This is a genomic window from Bryobacter aggregatus MPL3, assembly GCF_000702445.1.
GTDB classification, from domain to species: Bacteria; Acidobacteriota; Terriglobia; order Bryobacterales; family Bryobacteraceae; genus Bryobacter; species Bryobacter aggregatus.
This window is the reverse complement of sequence record NZ_JNIF01000003.1, coordinates 4,091,745-4,107,243: the sequence shown is the minus strand read 5'-3', so window position 1 is coordinate 4,107,243 and position 15,499 is coordinate 4,091,745. Positions and strand designations below refer to the sequence as shown.

Sequence of the window (15,499 nt, the reverse complement as noted above, 5' to 3'; positions counted from 1 at the left end):
AGCGTATCAAACCACCGTCTGCTCAGGCGAACGTGACCTCACCCCAGAACTGAATTTGATCTCGTCCCAGGCGCTTGGCGCAGTACAACGCCTCATCCGCTTGGTGGAAGATTTTTTGCGAATCAAGCGGATCGTGCCACTCACTCACCCCGCAAGAAAAAGTAACCCGCTGAAGACTCCCATCGGGCGCCAGAAAACTCTTCTTCCGCGCCGCCTCACAAATCCGGCTCAGCATCGCGGCCGCCTCTGTTTCCCCGCCCTGGATCGTAATCACAAACTCGTCGCCGCCCCAGCGCCCCACCCAGTCCACCCGCCGTACATTGTGCCGCAGCAGATCCCCAATCTGCCGCAAAACCGAGTCGCCAAACTCATGCCCAAACGTATCATTCAGCTTCTTGAAATTATCGAGATCCAGAATCGCAAAACTCAACGCACCCTGCCGGATGCGGGTCAGCTCGATTGAATCCCGCAGCCGGTCCTCCGCGCTCCGCCGGTTAAAGACACCCGTCAAATGATCGATCGTCCCGTTCTCATTGGCACTCCGCACCAGATCATGCAGCGAACGCGTCAAATAGTTCACGTTCGACATCAGAATGCCCACCTCATCCTTGTAGTGCCCCGGCAACTCTGGCAGCACCCGATGATTCAGATAACGATCCAGTTGCCGCGAGGTATAGAGAATCGGGCGAAGAATCGTCGAGAGCACCCAATAGGCAAACACCGCAGCCGCAGCCGCTGACAGGCAACTGATCAGAATCGCCTGTTCCAGCGCTTCCCCACGAAGCGGCGAGAACCCGATAAAGTACACCTCCATCGCCGCGACCGGCAACAGAACACTGACGACAACCCCCAACACCACCTTGCTGCGAAAGGTATTCGCAAGCGGCAAGCGGTCCAGCAAGGCATAAAATCGCATCGATCTCGACATAAATCGGATTTCTGGGGAGTCCTGTTGAATCCATCGGCGGTTCTCAGACCGTCTTTATACTGTGGCGTCGTTTCAAGACGCATCTACGAATCCCGGCCGAATTCAGATTTTCATTTGGAGATAAAATGTTCACCGTGACCCCTCGCTGGACCCTGCTCTTGACCCTCGCCGCAGCCGCCCTCTTCGCCGACGAGCCCTACAAAGGTCCAGTTCCCGAGAAAACAGATCTCCCCTACCTCCGGCACGCCAACAAACTCATCCCCACCGATGTGGGCGCCGCCAGCCAGCAGGACGCAAAAAACGACACCGTCTACACCGTCTCCGGCCTGAACTCCACCGCCAAAACTCCCCTCACCGAGCCCTCGTTTATAGTCAAAGTCAAAAGTCTCAACATCCAGCAGATGCAGCTCTACAAGATGGAGACCAAAGGCGGCCAGCGTGTCCTGTCTATTCCCAAAAACACGCGCAAGAATGGCCCTCGCGCCATCCGCCTTTCCCTCGACCCTCTCTCCGCCGGTCTCTATAAGCTCGAAGTCCAGGAAGCCCTCGAAGTCGGCGAATATTGTCTCTCGCCCTCTGGCGACAATAGCGTCTACTGTTTCTCTGTTTATTGAGGCCGCAATTGCTAAACTCAGAACTTCTATGTTCCAAGGTCTAGAACACACCGCAATCGCTTCCCCGAACCCCAAGCGCCTCGCTGACTGGTACGTCGAGCACCTCGAGTTCCGTATTAACTTCGAGTACGCCGGCAATTACTTCGTCAAGGCGAGCAACGGCTCTATGCTGGAAATCATCCCCAGCGAAGGGGAAGCTGGCCCCAACGAGATGAAGACGCCCGGCATCCGTCACTTCGCCATTGCTAGCGACGATTTCGACGCCGCCTACGCCTTCCTCCAGAGCAAGAACGTCACCTTCACCGGTGAACCCTTCACCAATCAGGGAAACAAGCTGGTCTTCTTCAAGGATGCCGACGGCAACCTCTGCCACCTCATCCAGCGTGAAACGCCTCTTCCCTAAGCGCAACACTTGAAACGTCAGATCTTCAAGGCCTTCGAGTATCCGGAATTCCGGATCATGTGGCTTGGCGCCTGCACCTCTTCCATCGGAACCTGGATGCAGAACCTGGCCCAGAGTTGGCTTGTCTACGAACTGACGAAATCCGCTTGGTATCTCGGCCTCGACGCCTTCCTCGGACAGATTCCAATCTTTCTGTTCTCCATCCTGGGAGGCGTCGTCGCCGATCGGAAAGACCGCCGCAAAGTCCTTGTCGTCTCGCAAATCATCCAGATGAGTTGCGCCTTTCTGCTGGCGACCCTGGCTTATCTCCACATCGTCCAGGTCTGGCACATCCTGGCGCTCTCCTTCACGGTCGGAACCGCCCAGGCCTTTGGCGGCCCTGCGTACCAGGCTCTCGTTCCCTCCCTCGTCAAGAAGGAAGACCTCCAAAACGCGATCGCGATGAACTCCATCCAGTTCAACGTCGCCCGCGTCATCGGTCCCACCATCGGCGGCGTCACCCTCGCCAAATTCGGAGCCGTCTGGTGCTTCGGCATCAATGCCCTAAGCTTCCTCGCCGTCATCTTCACCCTCACCAAGGTCGCCCCCAGACCTCCGGCAATGACTCACAAGGAACCCATCCTCGAAAGCATGAAGGTTGGCCTTCGTTTCATCCGCGACAACAGCGCCATGCGCAGCCTCGTCGCGCTCGCCTTCCTCATGACTCTGCTCGGCGTCCCGCTGCTCACCTTCCTCCCGGTGGTCGCCGAACGCGTCTACCATCTCGGCGAAGACGCTTATTCGTCAATGCTCGTCATCTCTGGAATCGGTAGCGTCGTGGGAGGCATCTTTGTGGCCGCCACCAGCAACTACCAGAAGAAAGGCCTGCTCTCGCTGGTCGCTCTCGGCACCCTCGGCGCACTGATTTTCGGCTTCGGCATCGCCCCCAACTTCTACGTCAGCCTTGTCATGCTTTTCTGCGCCGGAGCCGCGCTCATCGCCTGCTTCGGCCTCGTTTCCTCACTCGTGCAGGCCATCGTACAGGATTCCATGCGCGGCCGCGTGATGAGTGTCTACAACGTCGCCTTCCGCGGCGGCATGCCCTTCGGCGCTTTCGCTGCGGGCAAAGCCATCGAAAGCTTCGGCGTCCAGCAAGTCCTCGCCGCCAACGGCCTGCTGCTCATGCTCATCACCGGCATCTTCTTCTTCACCCAACGCCGCCTCGCCCGCCTCTAGCCCGAAACAATGGACCGTCTCCTTTGGAACTGACGCTTCCAGATTAGGATATTGAATTGGCAGGCTATACCAACACTGCATTCGTAAGCTCAAAATTTGACATCATCGGGGACGATGACTTTCAGAAGAAAGTGAAGATCCTGTTTGACGAATTGTGGGCTCTGAAAGATGATCTCGGAAAAGACTTCATCCGCGAGCTGGATAGCACCCCGCATACGATCGGCATCAAGAAGGGGAACAACACAACCTCTGTCTCTGGCGAGAATCAATATTACAAACTGATCGCCGCGTTCCGCACGAACAACTGGGTGGAGGCGCGGAAACAACTCCAAGCCTCGCTCTCCAAGAGCTTTTTCTCGACGGCAGACAAACTGGCCAAGCAACTCGTCGCGCCCACCCCAGGTCTGACGAACTATGCGTTCACACCCGCGCAAGTGAAAGCGCTCGATGCCGCCGACGTCAAGTTTGGCGCACCGAAGACAGCACCGATGTTCTCGCCCAAAGGTCTGTTTTCGTCAAATTCCGTCAAGGAAAGTACGATCTCTTCTCTCGAAAAGCAGTGGGAAAAAGCGCTCACGAAATTTCTTGCCGGCGGGGACTGTCTCTTTACAGCCGCCGAGCAGTACACGATGATCGCGCGCAAGCTGGAGCCATGGCTCGAGAGAGGCACAGGTGTCCCGGCCGTGATTGGCGTTGATCTGACAAAGGACGAAGTGACTTGCGCCTTCGACGGTACGAAGGGAAAGCGTCCGGTGGCGATTGGTTTTGCGCATGAGTTGATTCATGTTTACTACTCAGTGACCGGCCAGCGCCTTTATGAATTTGAGAAGATTCATGACGAATCGCTAACAACCGGTTTGCCACCAGATCACTTCCGAAAGTACACCGAGAATCACTTCCGGACAGCATGGCCGGAAGGCAAATTGGACTTGCGCCTCTTCTATTTCAATCAGGAGCGGCATCGCATCTGCGCGTATTGCGGGCATGCGAATATTGTCGATCTGAATGTCGCCAAGGTACTTTCCGGTGAGACCAAGGTACATCCGGATGTGAAGGCATACTTTAAGGCCTTACCGCAGGGAAGTCCGAAGTATCAGGATCTGAACTTATGCCAGAAATGCGGAAAGTCGCTGCCGGCGCAGGCGCAGTCGGTAGGGCATTTACCGGCATCTACGCTTTAGGAGTTTCAGCTCACAGCGATAGCCGAACCTCTCTCCATATCACCCACGTTAGCCGCTGGCCGCGGAGTGGGGTTTCGAACGGCTCAAGTGGATTCCAGTCTCTAACGATTTTCTTTGTAACGGCACTTCCTACCCAAAAATCCAATCGCAATGAAGCCGCTCGCCTCGCTCTTCGTTCTTTCAATCTCACTCTCCGCACAAACCATCACGACCCTCGCCGGCACAGGCACGGCGGGATACTCGGGCGACAATGGCCCCGCCACCCAAGCCCAGATCAATCGCGCCGTCGGCCTCGCCGGTGACGCCTCCGGCAACCTGATTCTCGCCGACCAGAACAACCACCGCATCCGTAAAGTCGACCGCAACGGCATCATCACCACCATCGCCGGAACAGGCGCCGCAGGCTTCAGCGGAGACAACGGCCCCGCTCTCCAGGCCCAGTTCGACAGCCCCACCGGCGTCTGCATCGACCCCACCGGAAACATCTACGTCAACGACCTCAACAACCACCGGGTCCGCCGCATCGCCACCAACGGAACCATCACCACCATCGCAGGTAACGGCATCGCCGCCGATTCCAGCGACGGCGGACCCGCCAGCGCCGCCAGTCTCGTCCTCCCCATCCGCTGCGCAGTCGATCCCGCGGGCAACCTCTACATTGCCGACCAAGGCACCCACAAAGTCCGCAAAGTCTCGCTCAGCGGCACCATCAGCACCGTCGCCGGAACCGGCGCCGCCGGTTTCTCGGGCGACGGAGGCCAAGCGAATCAAGCCGCGCTGAACAATCCCATCGCGCTCGCCACCGACGGTAGCGGTACGCTCTACATCACAGACCAGTCCAACCAACGCATCCGCCGCGTCGGCACCAACGGCATCATCACCACCTACGCTGGCAACGGCAACATCGGCTTCTCCGGCGACGCCACAGCAGCCACCTCCGCCAGCCTCCGTTACCCGGGCGGCATCGTTACAGACTCTGTGGGTGCTCTCTACATCGCCGATACCGAAAACCAACGCATCCGCAAGGTCTATGCCGGCATCATCACCACCATCGCCGGAACCGGTGTCGCAGGCTTCTCGGGTGATCGCGGCGCCGCCGCTGCCGCCCAACTCAATTCCAGCCTCGCGCTCGCCATCTCTCCGTCCGACAACCTCTTCATTGGCGACACCGGCAACGACCGCATCCGTTCGCTCTCCGCTCCTGCCGTCGCCAATCCCCTCATCAGCAGCGCCAGCATCACCAACGCCGCCAGCTTCCAAACCGGAATCGTCCCCGGCGGCATGATCACCATCTTCGGAACCAATCTCGGAGCGCGCCTCGGGCAGATCATCACACCATCCACCAATACCTGGCCCACGCTTCTCAATGGCATCCAGGTCTCGCTCGACAACGCGCCCGCCCCCGTCTACCGCGTCTTGAATCTCGAGGGCCAAGAGCAGATCACCATCCAAGCCCCCCTGTCACTGTCGGGCCGAAACCGCGTGCAAGTGATCGTCACTACGTCGGCTGGCTCTAGCGCTGGCATCTCCGTCCCCATTCTCAACGCACAACCCGGCCTCTTCTTGCTCGATGGAGCCGCCAATGTTGCCACCCACGCCGACGGCAGCGTCGTAACAACCAGCAACCCCGCCACCCGAGGTGAAACCGTCGTGTTGTACCTCACCGGTCTCGGCCAAGTGGAACACGCGCCCACCACAGGACAACCCACCCCCTTCTCCCCGCTCAGTCCCAGCATCCTCACCCCCACGGTGAACATCGGCGGCAACCAGGCAACGGTCTCCTTCTCGGGACTCACCCCCGGCTTCATCAGCCTCTACCAGATCAACGTCCTCGTTCCAAACGCGGCGCCCAGTGGCTCGGTCGACCTCGCCGTCCAGGTCTCGGGCGTCACCAGCAACATCGGAAAAATTCCGATTCGCTAAAACAACTCATCCAACATCCGGAAGCGATAGAGCAACTGCTCGTCCCTGCAATGCGCAGGCACATGGGCAAGCAGCATCTCTTCGGCCTCCAAGCCAAAATCAGAGCGAACGCTACGCAGAGCAAGCGCCCAATCCTGAGCCGGATGCGTCAGCCCCGCGCGTCCAAGATCAACCATCCCCGACAGTCTGCCCTCCGCGGCGAGAAAGTTCGGCAAACACGCATCGCCATGCGTGAAACAGACAACGTCCGGCAACGGCGGCAACGCATGCAGTTCCTTCAGAATCGCAGCAGCAACCTCCGGACTACAGTCATCCACCAACCCTGCGGCCAAGCGCTCTTCGGCCTCACGCAATCGCAATTCCCAACTTGCTGAAAACGGACACCCGGCAACAGGCAGGGCGTGAATCTGTTCCAAAGCCTCCACCAGCACCGCCACACTCGTCTGCCAAGGCAGTTCGGTCAGATCGACGCCAGGCACCACCGACATCCGTAGCAACCCAGGCTCGCACGATAGAATCTGCGGCACTGGCAAGCGCCCCTGGCACCAGGCGAGCACAGCGCCTTCTTGTTCCACCTCTCCTGATTTCTCAATCCAAACCCGCCCCTCCGCATCTTCCAGACGAACCACAGCCGCACCAGAGCACCCAATCAAAATTGGCGTCTTTTGTATCTCCATAAGGTCATTCTCCAACAGCCTAAAAAATCAATCACAAAAAATGTGATTTTATTTCTCCTTTGCTTTCAACATAATGCAAATCCACCCTCCAGTTCTCTCGCCCCCCGCCAGGACAATAGCAGCAGTTCTGGTGCTGTGTGCCGTTCACTCTTTTCCGCAGTCACCAGCAAACATCTTTTTGTGAAAAGAGAAGAAGGAGCGAGATAAAAATGAAACAACAGATCGCAGAAAACAAATTCCAAGAGGATCCACCCTACCAGGACTACAAGTCCAAGCTCCGTCAGGACTGCCAACCTGATTCTGAACTCGAAGAACTCGCCTTCGAGCGCTTCGCCTGGGCAAGCTACCAGGTGACCAAAGCCAGATCCTACGAACGCATCGCCGAACAAAAATGGCTCGAATCCCCCAGCGATCCCGGTCTAACCCTCACACTCGAACGCATCGTCAAACTGGCCATCCTGCAGGAGCGCCGTGCCAACAGTGCCCTCCACGAACTGCGGCAACTCCAGAAAGACCGCTTCGCCGCCTACGAAGTCCACGCCGAACTCTGCGCGATGGGGCGCGAGGTCAGCATCCCCAAGAGTCTGCCCACCACAGAGCTCCGCAAATCCAATCTGCAAAGAACGAACCCAAACTACCTCGCCCAGTTCCTCCTCTACCAGACGCAAGAGGTCAAAGATGCGGCGCAAGCCATGCAGCAGGCATCCCCAACCAAGCCGGATGATCTCAAACTCAGCATCGAGCAACTCATCCAAATGGCAAAAGACGCCGGCATCACCCACTAAGAAACGCGAGCCTGTCTCGCTGCCAATCTCCGCCCCGCAAGGAGCAACCGTGAATCAAGACGACAAATTAGAAGTCCGTATCGAGGAAGCCAACAACACCAACGGACCCAATAAGCCCCGGCGGCGCATCCGCATCGTCCCTCCTGTCCAGGTCAACGATGTCGAAGATCTGGGAAGCTTCAACCGGCTCCTCGATCGCCTCTTCTCAGAGCTCCCGCCCCAAAACATCCAGCAGGAAGGCGACCTCATTGCCCTCGCCCAGCTCCGCTGGATCACCGAGCGCCTCAACAGCCTCATTGAACGGGAAATCAACCACCGCGTCCGCCTCCCGCACCTCCAAACCACGGCCGACGCCGGCAATCGTCTCATGCTCGCCTACCGGCTCTGCCTCGCAGACCGTTCCTTCGTTTTGCTCACCAAGCAGCACCTCGACACCGTCAAAACGCTCAACCCGCTATCGGCCCGCATCGAAAAGTGGGCCGCCCCCAAAGCGCCACGAAAGGAGAAATAGCCATGCCCAAGAAAAAAACGGCCTACCGAGGCTGCTACCACAGCCTCGACGGCGTCAACCTCAACGCCACTCCCTCTCAGATTGAAGAGTCAGGCACCGTCCGGCTGGGACAAATCCTGAACGTCGTCTACCAGGCCCTCGAACCCTACCCCGAGATCCGCATCGAGGTCGCCAAGGCGCTCACTGCCGGTCTCGGAGAACAAGCATCCACTCGAGTCGTCAGCTAATGGAACTCGGATTTGCCAGATGCACTCTCGCTGCGCGGCTCGACCCGGCCACCTTCGCCAGCAAATTCCTGGGCATCGAGCCAGACGGCAAGCAGGCGATCGTCCTCCGCACCCCAGCGCGGCAGCTCATCCTGAACTGCTCGCGCCAATGGGGCAAGTCCACCGTCTCGAGCATCCTCGCGCTGCACCAGGCCTACTTCACGCCCAAGAGCCTCGTCCTCGTCGTCAGCCCCACGCTGCGCCAATCAGGCGAGCTCATCCGCAAGATCATCGGCTATCTCCCCGCGCTGGGCATCCGAAAGAAGTCCGACGGCGTCAACACCCTTTCGGTAGAACTCCCCAATGCCTCGCGCATCGTGGGTCTGCCCGGCAAAGACGGCACCATCCGTGGCTTCTCCGGCACCAGTCTCCTCCTCATCGACGAGGCCGCGCAGGTCGGCGACAGCCTCTACCGCAGCGTCCGCCCCTTCCTCGCCGCCTCCGACAAAGGCCGCCTCATCCTCATGTCCACACCCTACGGAACCCGCGGCTTCTTCTGGGAAGAATGGGAGCGCGGCGAAGGCTGGCAGCGCCTCAGAACCGCAGCAGACGAATGCCCCCGCATCGACCCCGAATTCCTCGATCGCGAACGCAAATCGATGGGCGAAAGCTGGTTCAAACAGGAATACCTCTGCCACTTCCTCGAGAACGAGAACACCTATCTATCCCGCGCCTGGGTCGAAGCCGCCTTCACGCGCGAGGTCCGCGCCCTCTCTCTTTAGGAGCCACTGACATGAGCAACCAACTCGTCCGCAACGAATACTTCCTCGGTCTCGATCTCGGCCGCAAGCGCGACCACTCCGCGCTCATTGTCCTCGAACGAAGCCAAAGAGCGATCAACACCCGCTACATCGACGCCACTACCCAATGGGAGGAGCGCCTCAACGTCCGTTATGCAAAGCAATGGCGGCTCGGCACCCCCTACGGCGATCTCGCCAAAGAAGTCGGCACGCTGTACCGCAAGGTCGAAACCCTCGGCCGCACGGTCCTGGTCGTCGACCAGACCGGTGTCGGCGACGCCGTCTATGAAATGATCCGCGACCAACTCCGTGGGGCCAATCTCGAAGGCATCGTCATCAGTCAGGAACTCAAGCGCGACATGTACGCCGCGATCGAAACGAGTCTCGAGCAAGGCAAACTCCGCATCGCCGCGGACTGCCTGGCGGCCAAAGAGTTACAGCAGGAGTTACTTACGGTAGAAATCCGCCGCGTCGGGCAAGGCTACAAATATGGAGCCTTCGACAAAGACGCGCACGACGACTTAGTCATGGCGCTGGCCCTCGCCTGCTGGCGAGAACGCATCGGCCAAACCAACCTACGTCCCCAAACCCGCCTCCCCGGCTTCTAGCAAAGCAGTGAATCGTTGAAACAGAGATAAGAATCATCTCAGAACGGCGAGACACTCAGTTGTATTTAGCTGAAGATCTCCGGACACGAGGGCTTGCGGGCCTCGGGTGAGATTCGGTTACTTCATGCTGCCATAGGTTGCGCCTGGGCGATTTTCCCATCGAGGAAAGCCTGGTATGGCGTTCGGCCTTGAGTCCGATATCCATGATGGGGGCGCTGGCGATTGTAGAAGCTCAGATAGGCGTCCAGATCATCCTGTAGCTCAGCCACAGACTGATAGAGTTTCTGCCGGAACTTGATGCTGTAAAACTCTTCCTTGATGGTCCGATGGAAGCGCTCACAGAAGCCGTTGGATTGAGGGGAGGCGATTTGTGTTCTCTTGTGGCGGATCTGGTTGATGGCCAGATAGATCTCGAAGGGATGACGGGCTTCGAGCCCACAGTACTCACGGCCATTGTCGGTGAGCAGCCTCTCGATCCCCACCTTCTCATCGTCATAGAAGGGGATGACTCGATCATTCAGTGTGTCTGCCGCAGTGATCGGCATCTTGCTGAGATAGACCTTGGCGAAGGCTTGCGAGCAGTGTGCGTCAATGACCGTCTGCATGTAGACCTTGCCGACGCCTTTGATCGTGCCTACAAAGTAGGTGTCCTGGCAAAGCAGATAGCCAGAATGCGGTGCAGCGATATGTTGCTCCGGATCCACGTTTCGGCCCTGATGCTTCTGCAGGAGCCGCTTGGCTTGCTCCGTCAGCACGCCGCCTTCGGTGGCGGTCTTCTTGTCGAGCCAGAGCAAACGCTGCAGTCGGAGAGTGATGCCGTGCCGCACCCAGACCCCTCGGACGGCGGGGGCAGAGACACCGATGCCGACCAAACGAAGCTGGTCGGCAATGCGGATGTAACTGTAGGTCGGATACTGCGCCGTCATCTCGAGGATCTGCTTTTCAAGCTCGGGCGGAGTCTGATTCGGCATCCGGGGAGCTCGGCGTTGCTTGAGCTCTAGACCCTCGGCGCCGTGCTTCTCGTAGGCTTCCTTGATCTCGTAGAAGTGGCTCCGACTGATGCCGGCTCGCTGGCAAGCGGCCTTGATGTTGCCCAGTTCCTGGGCGAGTTGGAGCAGTCCAATGCGGGCTTTGATAAGCTTCTGGTTGTCGCTCATGAGTGTGTCCTTTCGGGGTGATTTTGGTGTTTTGGAAGATTCCAAATCTATCACCGTAAGGACCCGCTCGGGGCGCTTAGGGGCTTCGGCTCCAGTCGGGCTACGCCCTCCCTTCGCCTCTTCCCCTAAGCGCCGTTTTCCATCATTGTGTCCGCTGATCTCCCGCTAATTTCAACTCAGTCTTTAAACTTGCTTCACAAATTGCTTGCTTTTAATGCTCAATGAGCCTACTGTAGAACCAACTCACTCAGAGAACTCCAAGGAAGTTGGAAATCCAATGGTTCGTTACATCGCTACCGTGGCGACGATTTTGTTTTCGCTCAGCAGCCATTTTTCTTTTGCTGAGATAAAGCCAGCATCACAGATACCGTCGATCACCCCAGATTACACACGATATCACCTGTTCCTTAGAAATCTGGCTAGCTTATCTCGCAGAGTCCAAGCTACAGCATCGTCTGCAAAATCTGCAGAATTGGTTTCAGCTATGGTCACTGACAAGCTTGCACTCAATCCAAGCGACACCCAGTCGCTCCTCATTATCGCTAAAGACCTTGACTCTCAGTTGCAAATCCTTGACGGAAGAGCTACGGCTATCATCGCGAAAATTCGCACAGAACACAAAAAAGGGGATTTATATCCGCCGCCTCCAAAAGAATTGACAGAACTGCAAATGACGCATATTTCATTAGTCAACGAATCCATTAACAAAATCAAAAACACACTATCAGCTACCAGCTCAACCGCTATTGATTCCTACCTGCGCAAAAACTCCTCATCACCAGATAACAAAACAGGCAACTAACAACACCGCACGCCCGCAATGAGAGAATATTTTCGTGAAACTTTACCATTTAATGCTAATTATTTGCACTATATTTATTGCGTCATCGACTAGCGCACAAACACTGACTGAAAGCCGCACTGACCTTTACTACAACTCCGCCACTAATCAATTATACGGAGTCACCAGTGCAAGTATAGACTACAACACACAGTATTATTACAAACTCGAAATACGTTCGACTCTCAGAAGAGACCAGAGCACTGCATCTTTTGATGGTTGGTCAAACACTGGATCCTATGCAGAGACACATACCGGAACCACAGTTATAAGTGGATCATCTTATGAGCAGTACAATTCTTTCTACCTAAACATTGAATATCAAACATATGAGATCCTAGCTGGTTGCTCAGTCTGTTATGACTGGTACGATCCTTTTGACTATTCATATATTTCCCAGAAAGGAGATCTTGATTCGTGGGGGCCCACATTTAGCGTCTGGCTATGGTCTCCTCCTGTGATCGCCGTAAGGGCCTTTGCTCAACTTATCGAGCTGGGAGACAGTGGTGCAGCGGCACAACTTCCAGCACCGAAGCGAGTTTTCAGTGTAAAAGTCAGATCATTTATCCCCCCCAAAATGGGCTTGGGGACCTGACACATGCATAGATAGTAGCTTTAATATTAAATCAACCATCTACGGAGGAGACGGGCGCTCCTTTTTTCCATATACTTCAGCAGTTCGAACACATTCAGAGATTAAGGTCGATACTACTGCAGGACAGGCGATCGCGAACTCTATCCATAATTATACCGGCCGCAGTGATCGCTATGCATCCGATGCGCTTCAACCAAACCAGACATTACTGAGTGATCATATATTCAATGACTGTCATTACTTAGACAAAAGAGGATACTCTCCGACCAACAACATGTACATCGGACTAAGCGGAACGGCACCGACTCTCTACATTCATCAGTACGGTAGTGCCGGAAACCCCGTCTCAACATTATCGACTCCAGAGATAGACTGGGATGTAACAACAATTATTTCATCAGCCATCCCACTGATTCCAACTTATAGTGTTAGCTACTCACACGATTGTTATCCAGCATTTGAAGTTTACATCGGAGCGCAACTCATTCATGCCTTTACGCCTGCCGGGAACCACCCTATCCTCGACATTGCGCCATGCTTGGCCGGGATTGGAACGCGTAGTGGATCAACAAGCGGAACCATTTATTAGACTCGAGGTATCTTTAATGAACATAATTCGAATCAATGTTGCTTTTCTGGCACTTTCACTTAACTCGTTACTCGGGCAACAGCTAAACTGGGAAAAACTATTCGACGGACTGACAAATGACAATCTGACCATAAGCGACGCGGCTAGAGCCGAGACATTTGGGACAGTAATTCCTCGATTGGTAACAGAGGACGTTGGAAGCTTGAAGTTAGAGCTCAAGGATCTTCTTCCTCAGTTCAACCGAAATGAGAAAATCCGACTCCAAGCTTCTGGATTTCTCTACACCGTATCTTTCGGTAGGAAAGATAGCGCGCTGGCATTGGAGGAGTGGTTTCCTATTTTGATGAAGCAATTGAACGACCCGCATCTCCGGGTCCGCTACAACGCTGCACTCACCATTTCGGCACTTCAACCCAGCATTCCTGTCATTTTTATGGAGCCACTTAGAAACGCTACGGAGAACGAGGACGCCCGCACAGCGGTCGCCGCTGTCTCCGGATTGGGGCGACTCGCGGCAACCAATGAACAAGCGGCGACACTCTTGGACAGCATGGTGACTACTGCCCCTCGACCTGAACTTAAGCTTGCTGCGCTCAACACAATCTACCGGCAACAATTGCGGCAACCTCGCTACGCAACGGCCGCCATAGCTGCATTAGACGACAGCGATTCAAATGTGGTTAAAGAAGCAGTGCGAACACTGGAACTATTCGCACCATCAATAACCAAACGAGTCACGCCCAAGATTCGAGAACTGCAGCTTCGGACCAAAGATACCGAACTACGGGATCTAGCACAACGCCTGCTCCAGCACATGGAACGGTAAGTACCGCCTAGCTCCCCGCCCGCCGGAACCACGCATAATCCAGCCCCGGATGGCACTCAAAGCGCGCCTCTCCGAGCGGCAGCGAAACCCCCTTCAAATCAAGGCGTTTCTGACCCGGCTTCAGCGTATGTTTGCCCAACCAAGACGCCTCTAACTCCCGAGATTGAGCCGAAGGAGCAAACAACAGCGACACGTCATAAGGCCCGGCAGACTCCACCTTCACTTCCCAATGCCCCAGTCCCTCTGGCGTCCAGGTCGCCTTCGGTCCGCGCCAATCCTGACGCGTCAGCAACACGGTCGACTGGCCATCAAACACAATCCGTGGCGGCGCATACCCGCGCGTCCCAGAAACATCGCGGAACCAGACTTCATAAGCGGCACGTAACTTCGTCACACGCTCCGGCTGCTCCCGGGCGAGGTCTTTCGATTCCCCCGGATCGGTCTCAAGGTCATACAACTCAGAACCGTTCACCAACTTATAGCGCTGTGTCACAACCGCCGAATTCTCAAAGGCCCGTGGCTCATCCCCGCGATGCCACTGCAAGAAGATCTCGCGATCCTTCCACTCCGTCTTCTTGGCACTAAGCAGCGGCAACAAACTCCGCCCATCCATCTTCGACTTCGTCTTCACACCCGTCATCTCAAGAAAGGTCGGAGCAACGTCAATGTGCGCGGCCAGCCGATCCACCACGGTCCCCGGAGCAATCTTCCCCGGCCACCGCATCAGAAAAGGAACCCTCACCCCACCCTCATAGGGCGTCGTCTTCAAGCCCCGCAGACCCGCATTAAAACGCTTCTGCTGCGGCCCGTTATCGGTCATAAAAACCACGATGGTGTCGCGCTCCAGTTGCCGCTTCTTCAGATGCGCCAGCAACAGCCCGACATTGTCATCAATGTTCTTGACCATGCCATAGATCTTGGCGGTCACATCATCCAGCGCCATCTTCAAGAACGGAGCCACCAGTTCCGGAGCCACCTCAAGCGGCGTATGGGGCGCATTGGTCGGGATGTAGCAGAAGAACGGCTTCGCCTGATTCTCATCGATAAAGCGCATCGCCTCGCGAAAGTAGATATCGGTGCAATAGCCCTTCTGCGGCTCCCACTTCCCATTGCGGCTCAGCACCGGATCAAAGTAGGAAGGCCTCACGCCGCTGAATGCTTCCGGCACATCTCCCGGCTGCACCAGCCCGCCGCCGTTCAGCACCAGGCTGTCCTCAAAGCCCTGATCGATCGAGCGAAGCGGATAGTTATCCCCCAGATGCCACTTGCCAAAGATGCCGGTCTTATAACCCGCGGGCTTCAGCATCTCAGCCAGCGTCACTTCGTCCCCATGCATCATGCTCCGGCCGAGATAGGTATCCACCACCCCGGTCCGATAGTTGTAACGTCCCGTCAGCAGGCAGGACCGCGTCGGACTGCAAACCGGCGCCGAATGAAAGTGAGTAAACCGAACTCCATCTTTGGCCAAAGAATCAATATGTGGAGTCTGCAGATGCTGATTCCCGTTCAGCGAAAGATCCCCATAGCCCTGGTCATCGGTCAGGATAAAAATCACATTCGGCTTGCGCGTTGCAGCCAGTACTGGTGCGGCCAACAACGGCAGCACACCTCTTCTCGTCATCATGGGCTGATTGTAGCCG

General features: G+C 56.3%; 16 protein-coding genes. 12 read left to right on the top strand and 4 right to left on the bottom strand.

Annotated features, from left to right (window positions below; genetic code table 11):
• Positions 1 to 22: 22 nt before the first annotated feature.
• Positions 23 to 928 carry a GGDEF domain-containing protein gene (locus M017_RS0119010; RefSeq protein WP_080507948.1) on the bottom strand — a complete coding sequence of 302 codons (906 nt, stop codon included), beginning with the start codon at positions 926 to 928 and terminating at the stop codon, positions 23 to 25.
• Positions 929 to 1,053: 125 nt separating this feature from the next.
• Between M017_RS0119010 and M017_RS29750 the strand changes: the two genes are divergently transcribed.
• The 5 genes from M017_RS29750 (at position 1,054) to M017_RS27965 (ending at position 6,264) form a co-directional block, all read left to right on the top strand.
• Positions 1,054 to 1,542, top strand: a complete 489-nt coding sequence (locus M017_RS29750) for a hypothetical protein (RefSeq protein ID WP_031499740.1) — start codon at positions 1,054 to 1,056, stop codon at positions 1,540 to 1,542.
• A 28-nt stretch (positions 1,543 to 1,570) separates the two neighbouring features.
• A complete protein-coding gene (locus M017_RS0119000) occupies positions 1,571 to 1,945 on the top strand; it encodes a VOC family protein (RefSeq protein WP_031499739.1) in 375 nt (124 codons plus the stop codon).
• Between the two features lie 9 nt (positions 1,946 to 1,954).
• The gene (locus M017_RS0118995; RefSeq protein ID WP_031499738.1) at positions 1,955 to 3,160 is read left to right on the top strand and encodes an MFS transporter; all 1,206 of its coding nucleotides are present in this window, start codon (positions 1,955 to 1,957) and stop codon (positions 3,158 to 3,160) included.
• Positions 3,161 to 3,216: 56 nt separating this feature from the next.
• Positions 3,217 to 4,341: a type III secretion system effector protein gene (locus M017_RS0118990; RefSeq protein WP_031499737.1), complete on the top strand. Its 1,125-nt coding sequence runs from the start codon at positions 3,217 to 3,219 to the stop codon at positions 4,339 to 4,341.
• 150 nt (positions 4,342 to 4,491) lie between these two features.
• Positions 4,492 to 6,264, top strand: a complete 1,773-nt coding sequence (locus M017_RS27965; protein ID WP_051670493.1) for an NHL domain-containing protein — start codon at positions 4,492 to 4,494, stop codon at positions 6,262 to 6,264.
• On the opposite strand, the gene M017_RS0118980 is transcribed toward M017_RS27965, so the two are convergent.
• On the bottom strand, positions 6,261 to 6,941 hold the full coding sequence (locus tag M017_RS0118980; RefSeq protein WP_051670491.1) for an aminoglycoside 3'-phosphotransferase: 681 nt from the start codon (positions 6,939 to 6,941) through the stop codon (positions 6,261 to 6,263). The two genes, M017_RS27965 and M017_RS0118980, sit on opposite strands and share 4 nt — an antisense overlap.
• 209 nt (positions 6,942 to 7,150) lie before the next feature.
• On the opposite strand from M017_RS0118980, the gene M017_RS0118975 reads away from it, so the two are divergent.
• The 5 genes from M017_RS0118975 to M017_RS0118955 are packed head-to-tail and all read left to right on the top strand — an operon-like array spanning position 7,151 to position 9,851.
• Complete coding sequence (locus M017_RS0118975) at positions 7,151 to 7,726, top strand: hypothetical protein (RefSeq protein ID WP_031499734.1); 576 nt, start codon at positions 7,151 to 7,153, stop codon at positions 7,724 to 7,726.
• 49 nt (positions 7,727 to 7,775) lie between these two features.
• Entirely contained in the window at positions 7,776 to 8,237 is a 462-nt protein-coding gene (locus M017_RS0118970; RefSeq protein WP_031499733.1) for a hypothetical protein, read from the top strand.
• A 2-nt stretch (positions 8,238 to 8,239) separates the two neighbouring features.
• Positions 8,240 to 8,464 carry a hypothetical protein gene (locus M017_RS0118965; protein ID WP_031499732.1) on the top strand — a complete coding sequence of 75 codons (225 nt, stop codon included), beginning with the start codon at positions 8,240 to 8,242 and terminating at the stop codon, positions 8,462 to 8,464.
• Positions 8,464 to 9,225, top strand: a complete 762-nt coding sequence (locus M017_RS0118960; protein WP_031499731.1) for a terminase large subunit domain-containing protein — start codon at positions 8,464 to 8,466, stop codon at positions 9,223 to 9,225. The genes M017_RS0118965 and M017_RS0118960 overlap by 1 nt, the downstream gene beginning before the upstream one ends.
• Before the next feature lie 11 nt (positions 9,226 to 9,236).
• Positions 9,237 to 9,851 carry a terminase large subunit domain-containing protein gene (locus M017_RS0118955; RefSeq protein ID WP_031499730.1) on the top strand — a complete coding sequence of 205 codons (615 nt, stop codon included), beginning with the start codon at positions 9,237 to 9,239 and terminating at the stop codon, positions 9,849 to 9,851.
• Between the two features lie 122 nt (positions 9,852 to 9,973).
• Here the strand turns inward: M017_RS0118955 and M017_RS0118950 are convergent, their stop codons facing one another.
• On the bottom strand, positions 9,974 to 11,008 hold the full coding sequence (locus tag M017_RS0118950; protein WP_031499729.1) for an IS481 family transposase: 1,035 nt from the start codon (positions 11,006 to 11,008) through the stop codon (positions 9,974 to 9,976).
• Positions 11,009 to 11,285: 277 nt separating this feature from the next.
• Here M017_RS0118950 and M017_RS29455 point away from each other — a divergent pair, with 277 nt between their 5' ends.
• Both M017_RS29455 and M017_RS0118940 read left to right on the top strand, forming a co-directional pair.
• The gene (locus M017_RS29455) at positions 11,286 to 11,810 is read left to right on the top strand and encodes a hypothetical protein (RefSeq protein WP_155121495.1); all 525 of its coding nucleotides are present in this window, start codon (positions 11,286 to 11,288) and stop codon (positions 11,808 to 11,810) included.
• Positions 11,811 to 12,932: 1,122 nt separating this feature from the next.
• On the top strand, positions 12,933 to 13,859 hold the full coding sequence (locus M017_RS0118940) for a HEAT repeat domain-containing protein (RefSeq protein WP_155121494.1): 927 nt from the start codon (positions 12,933 to 12,935) through the stop codon (positions 13,857 to 13,859).
• A 7-nt stretch (positions 13,860 to 13,866) separates the two neighbouring features.
• Here the strand turns inward: M017_RS0118940 and M017_RS0118935 are convergent, their stop codons facing one another.
• Positions 13,867 to 15,483: an arylsulfatase gene (locus tag M017_RS0118935; protein ID WP_035957875.1), complete on the bottom strand. Its 1,617-nt coding sequence runs from the start codon at positions 15,481 to 15,483 to the stop codon at positions 13,867 to 13,869.
• Positions 15,484 to 15,499 lie beyond the last annotated feature (16 nt).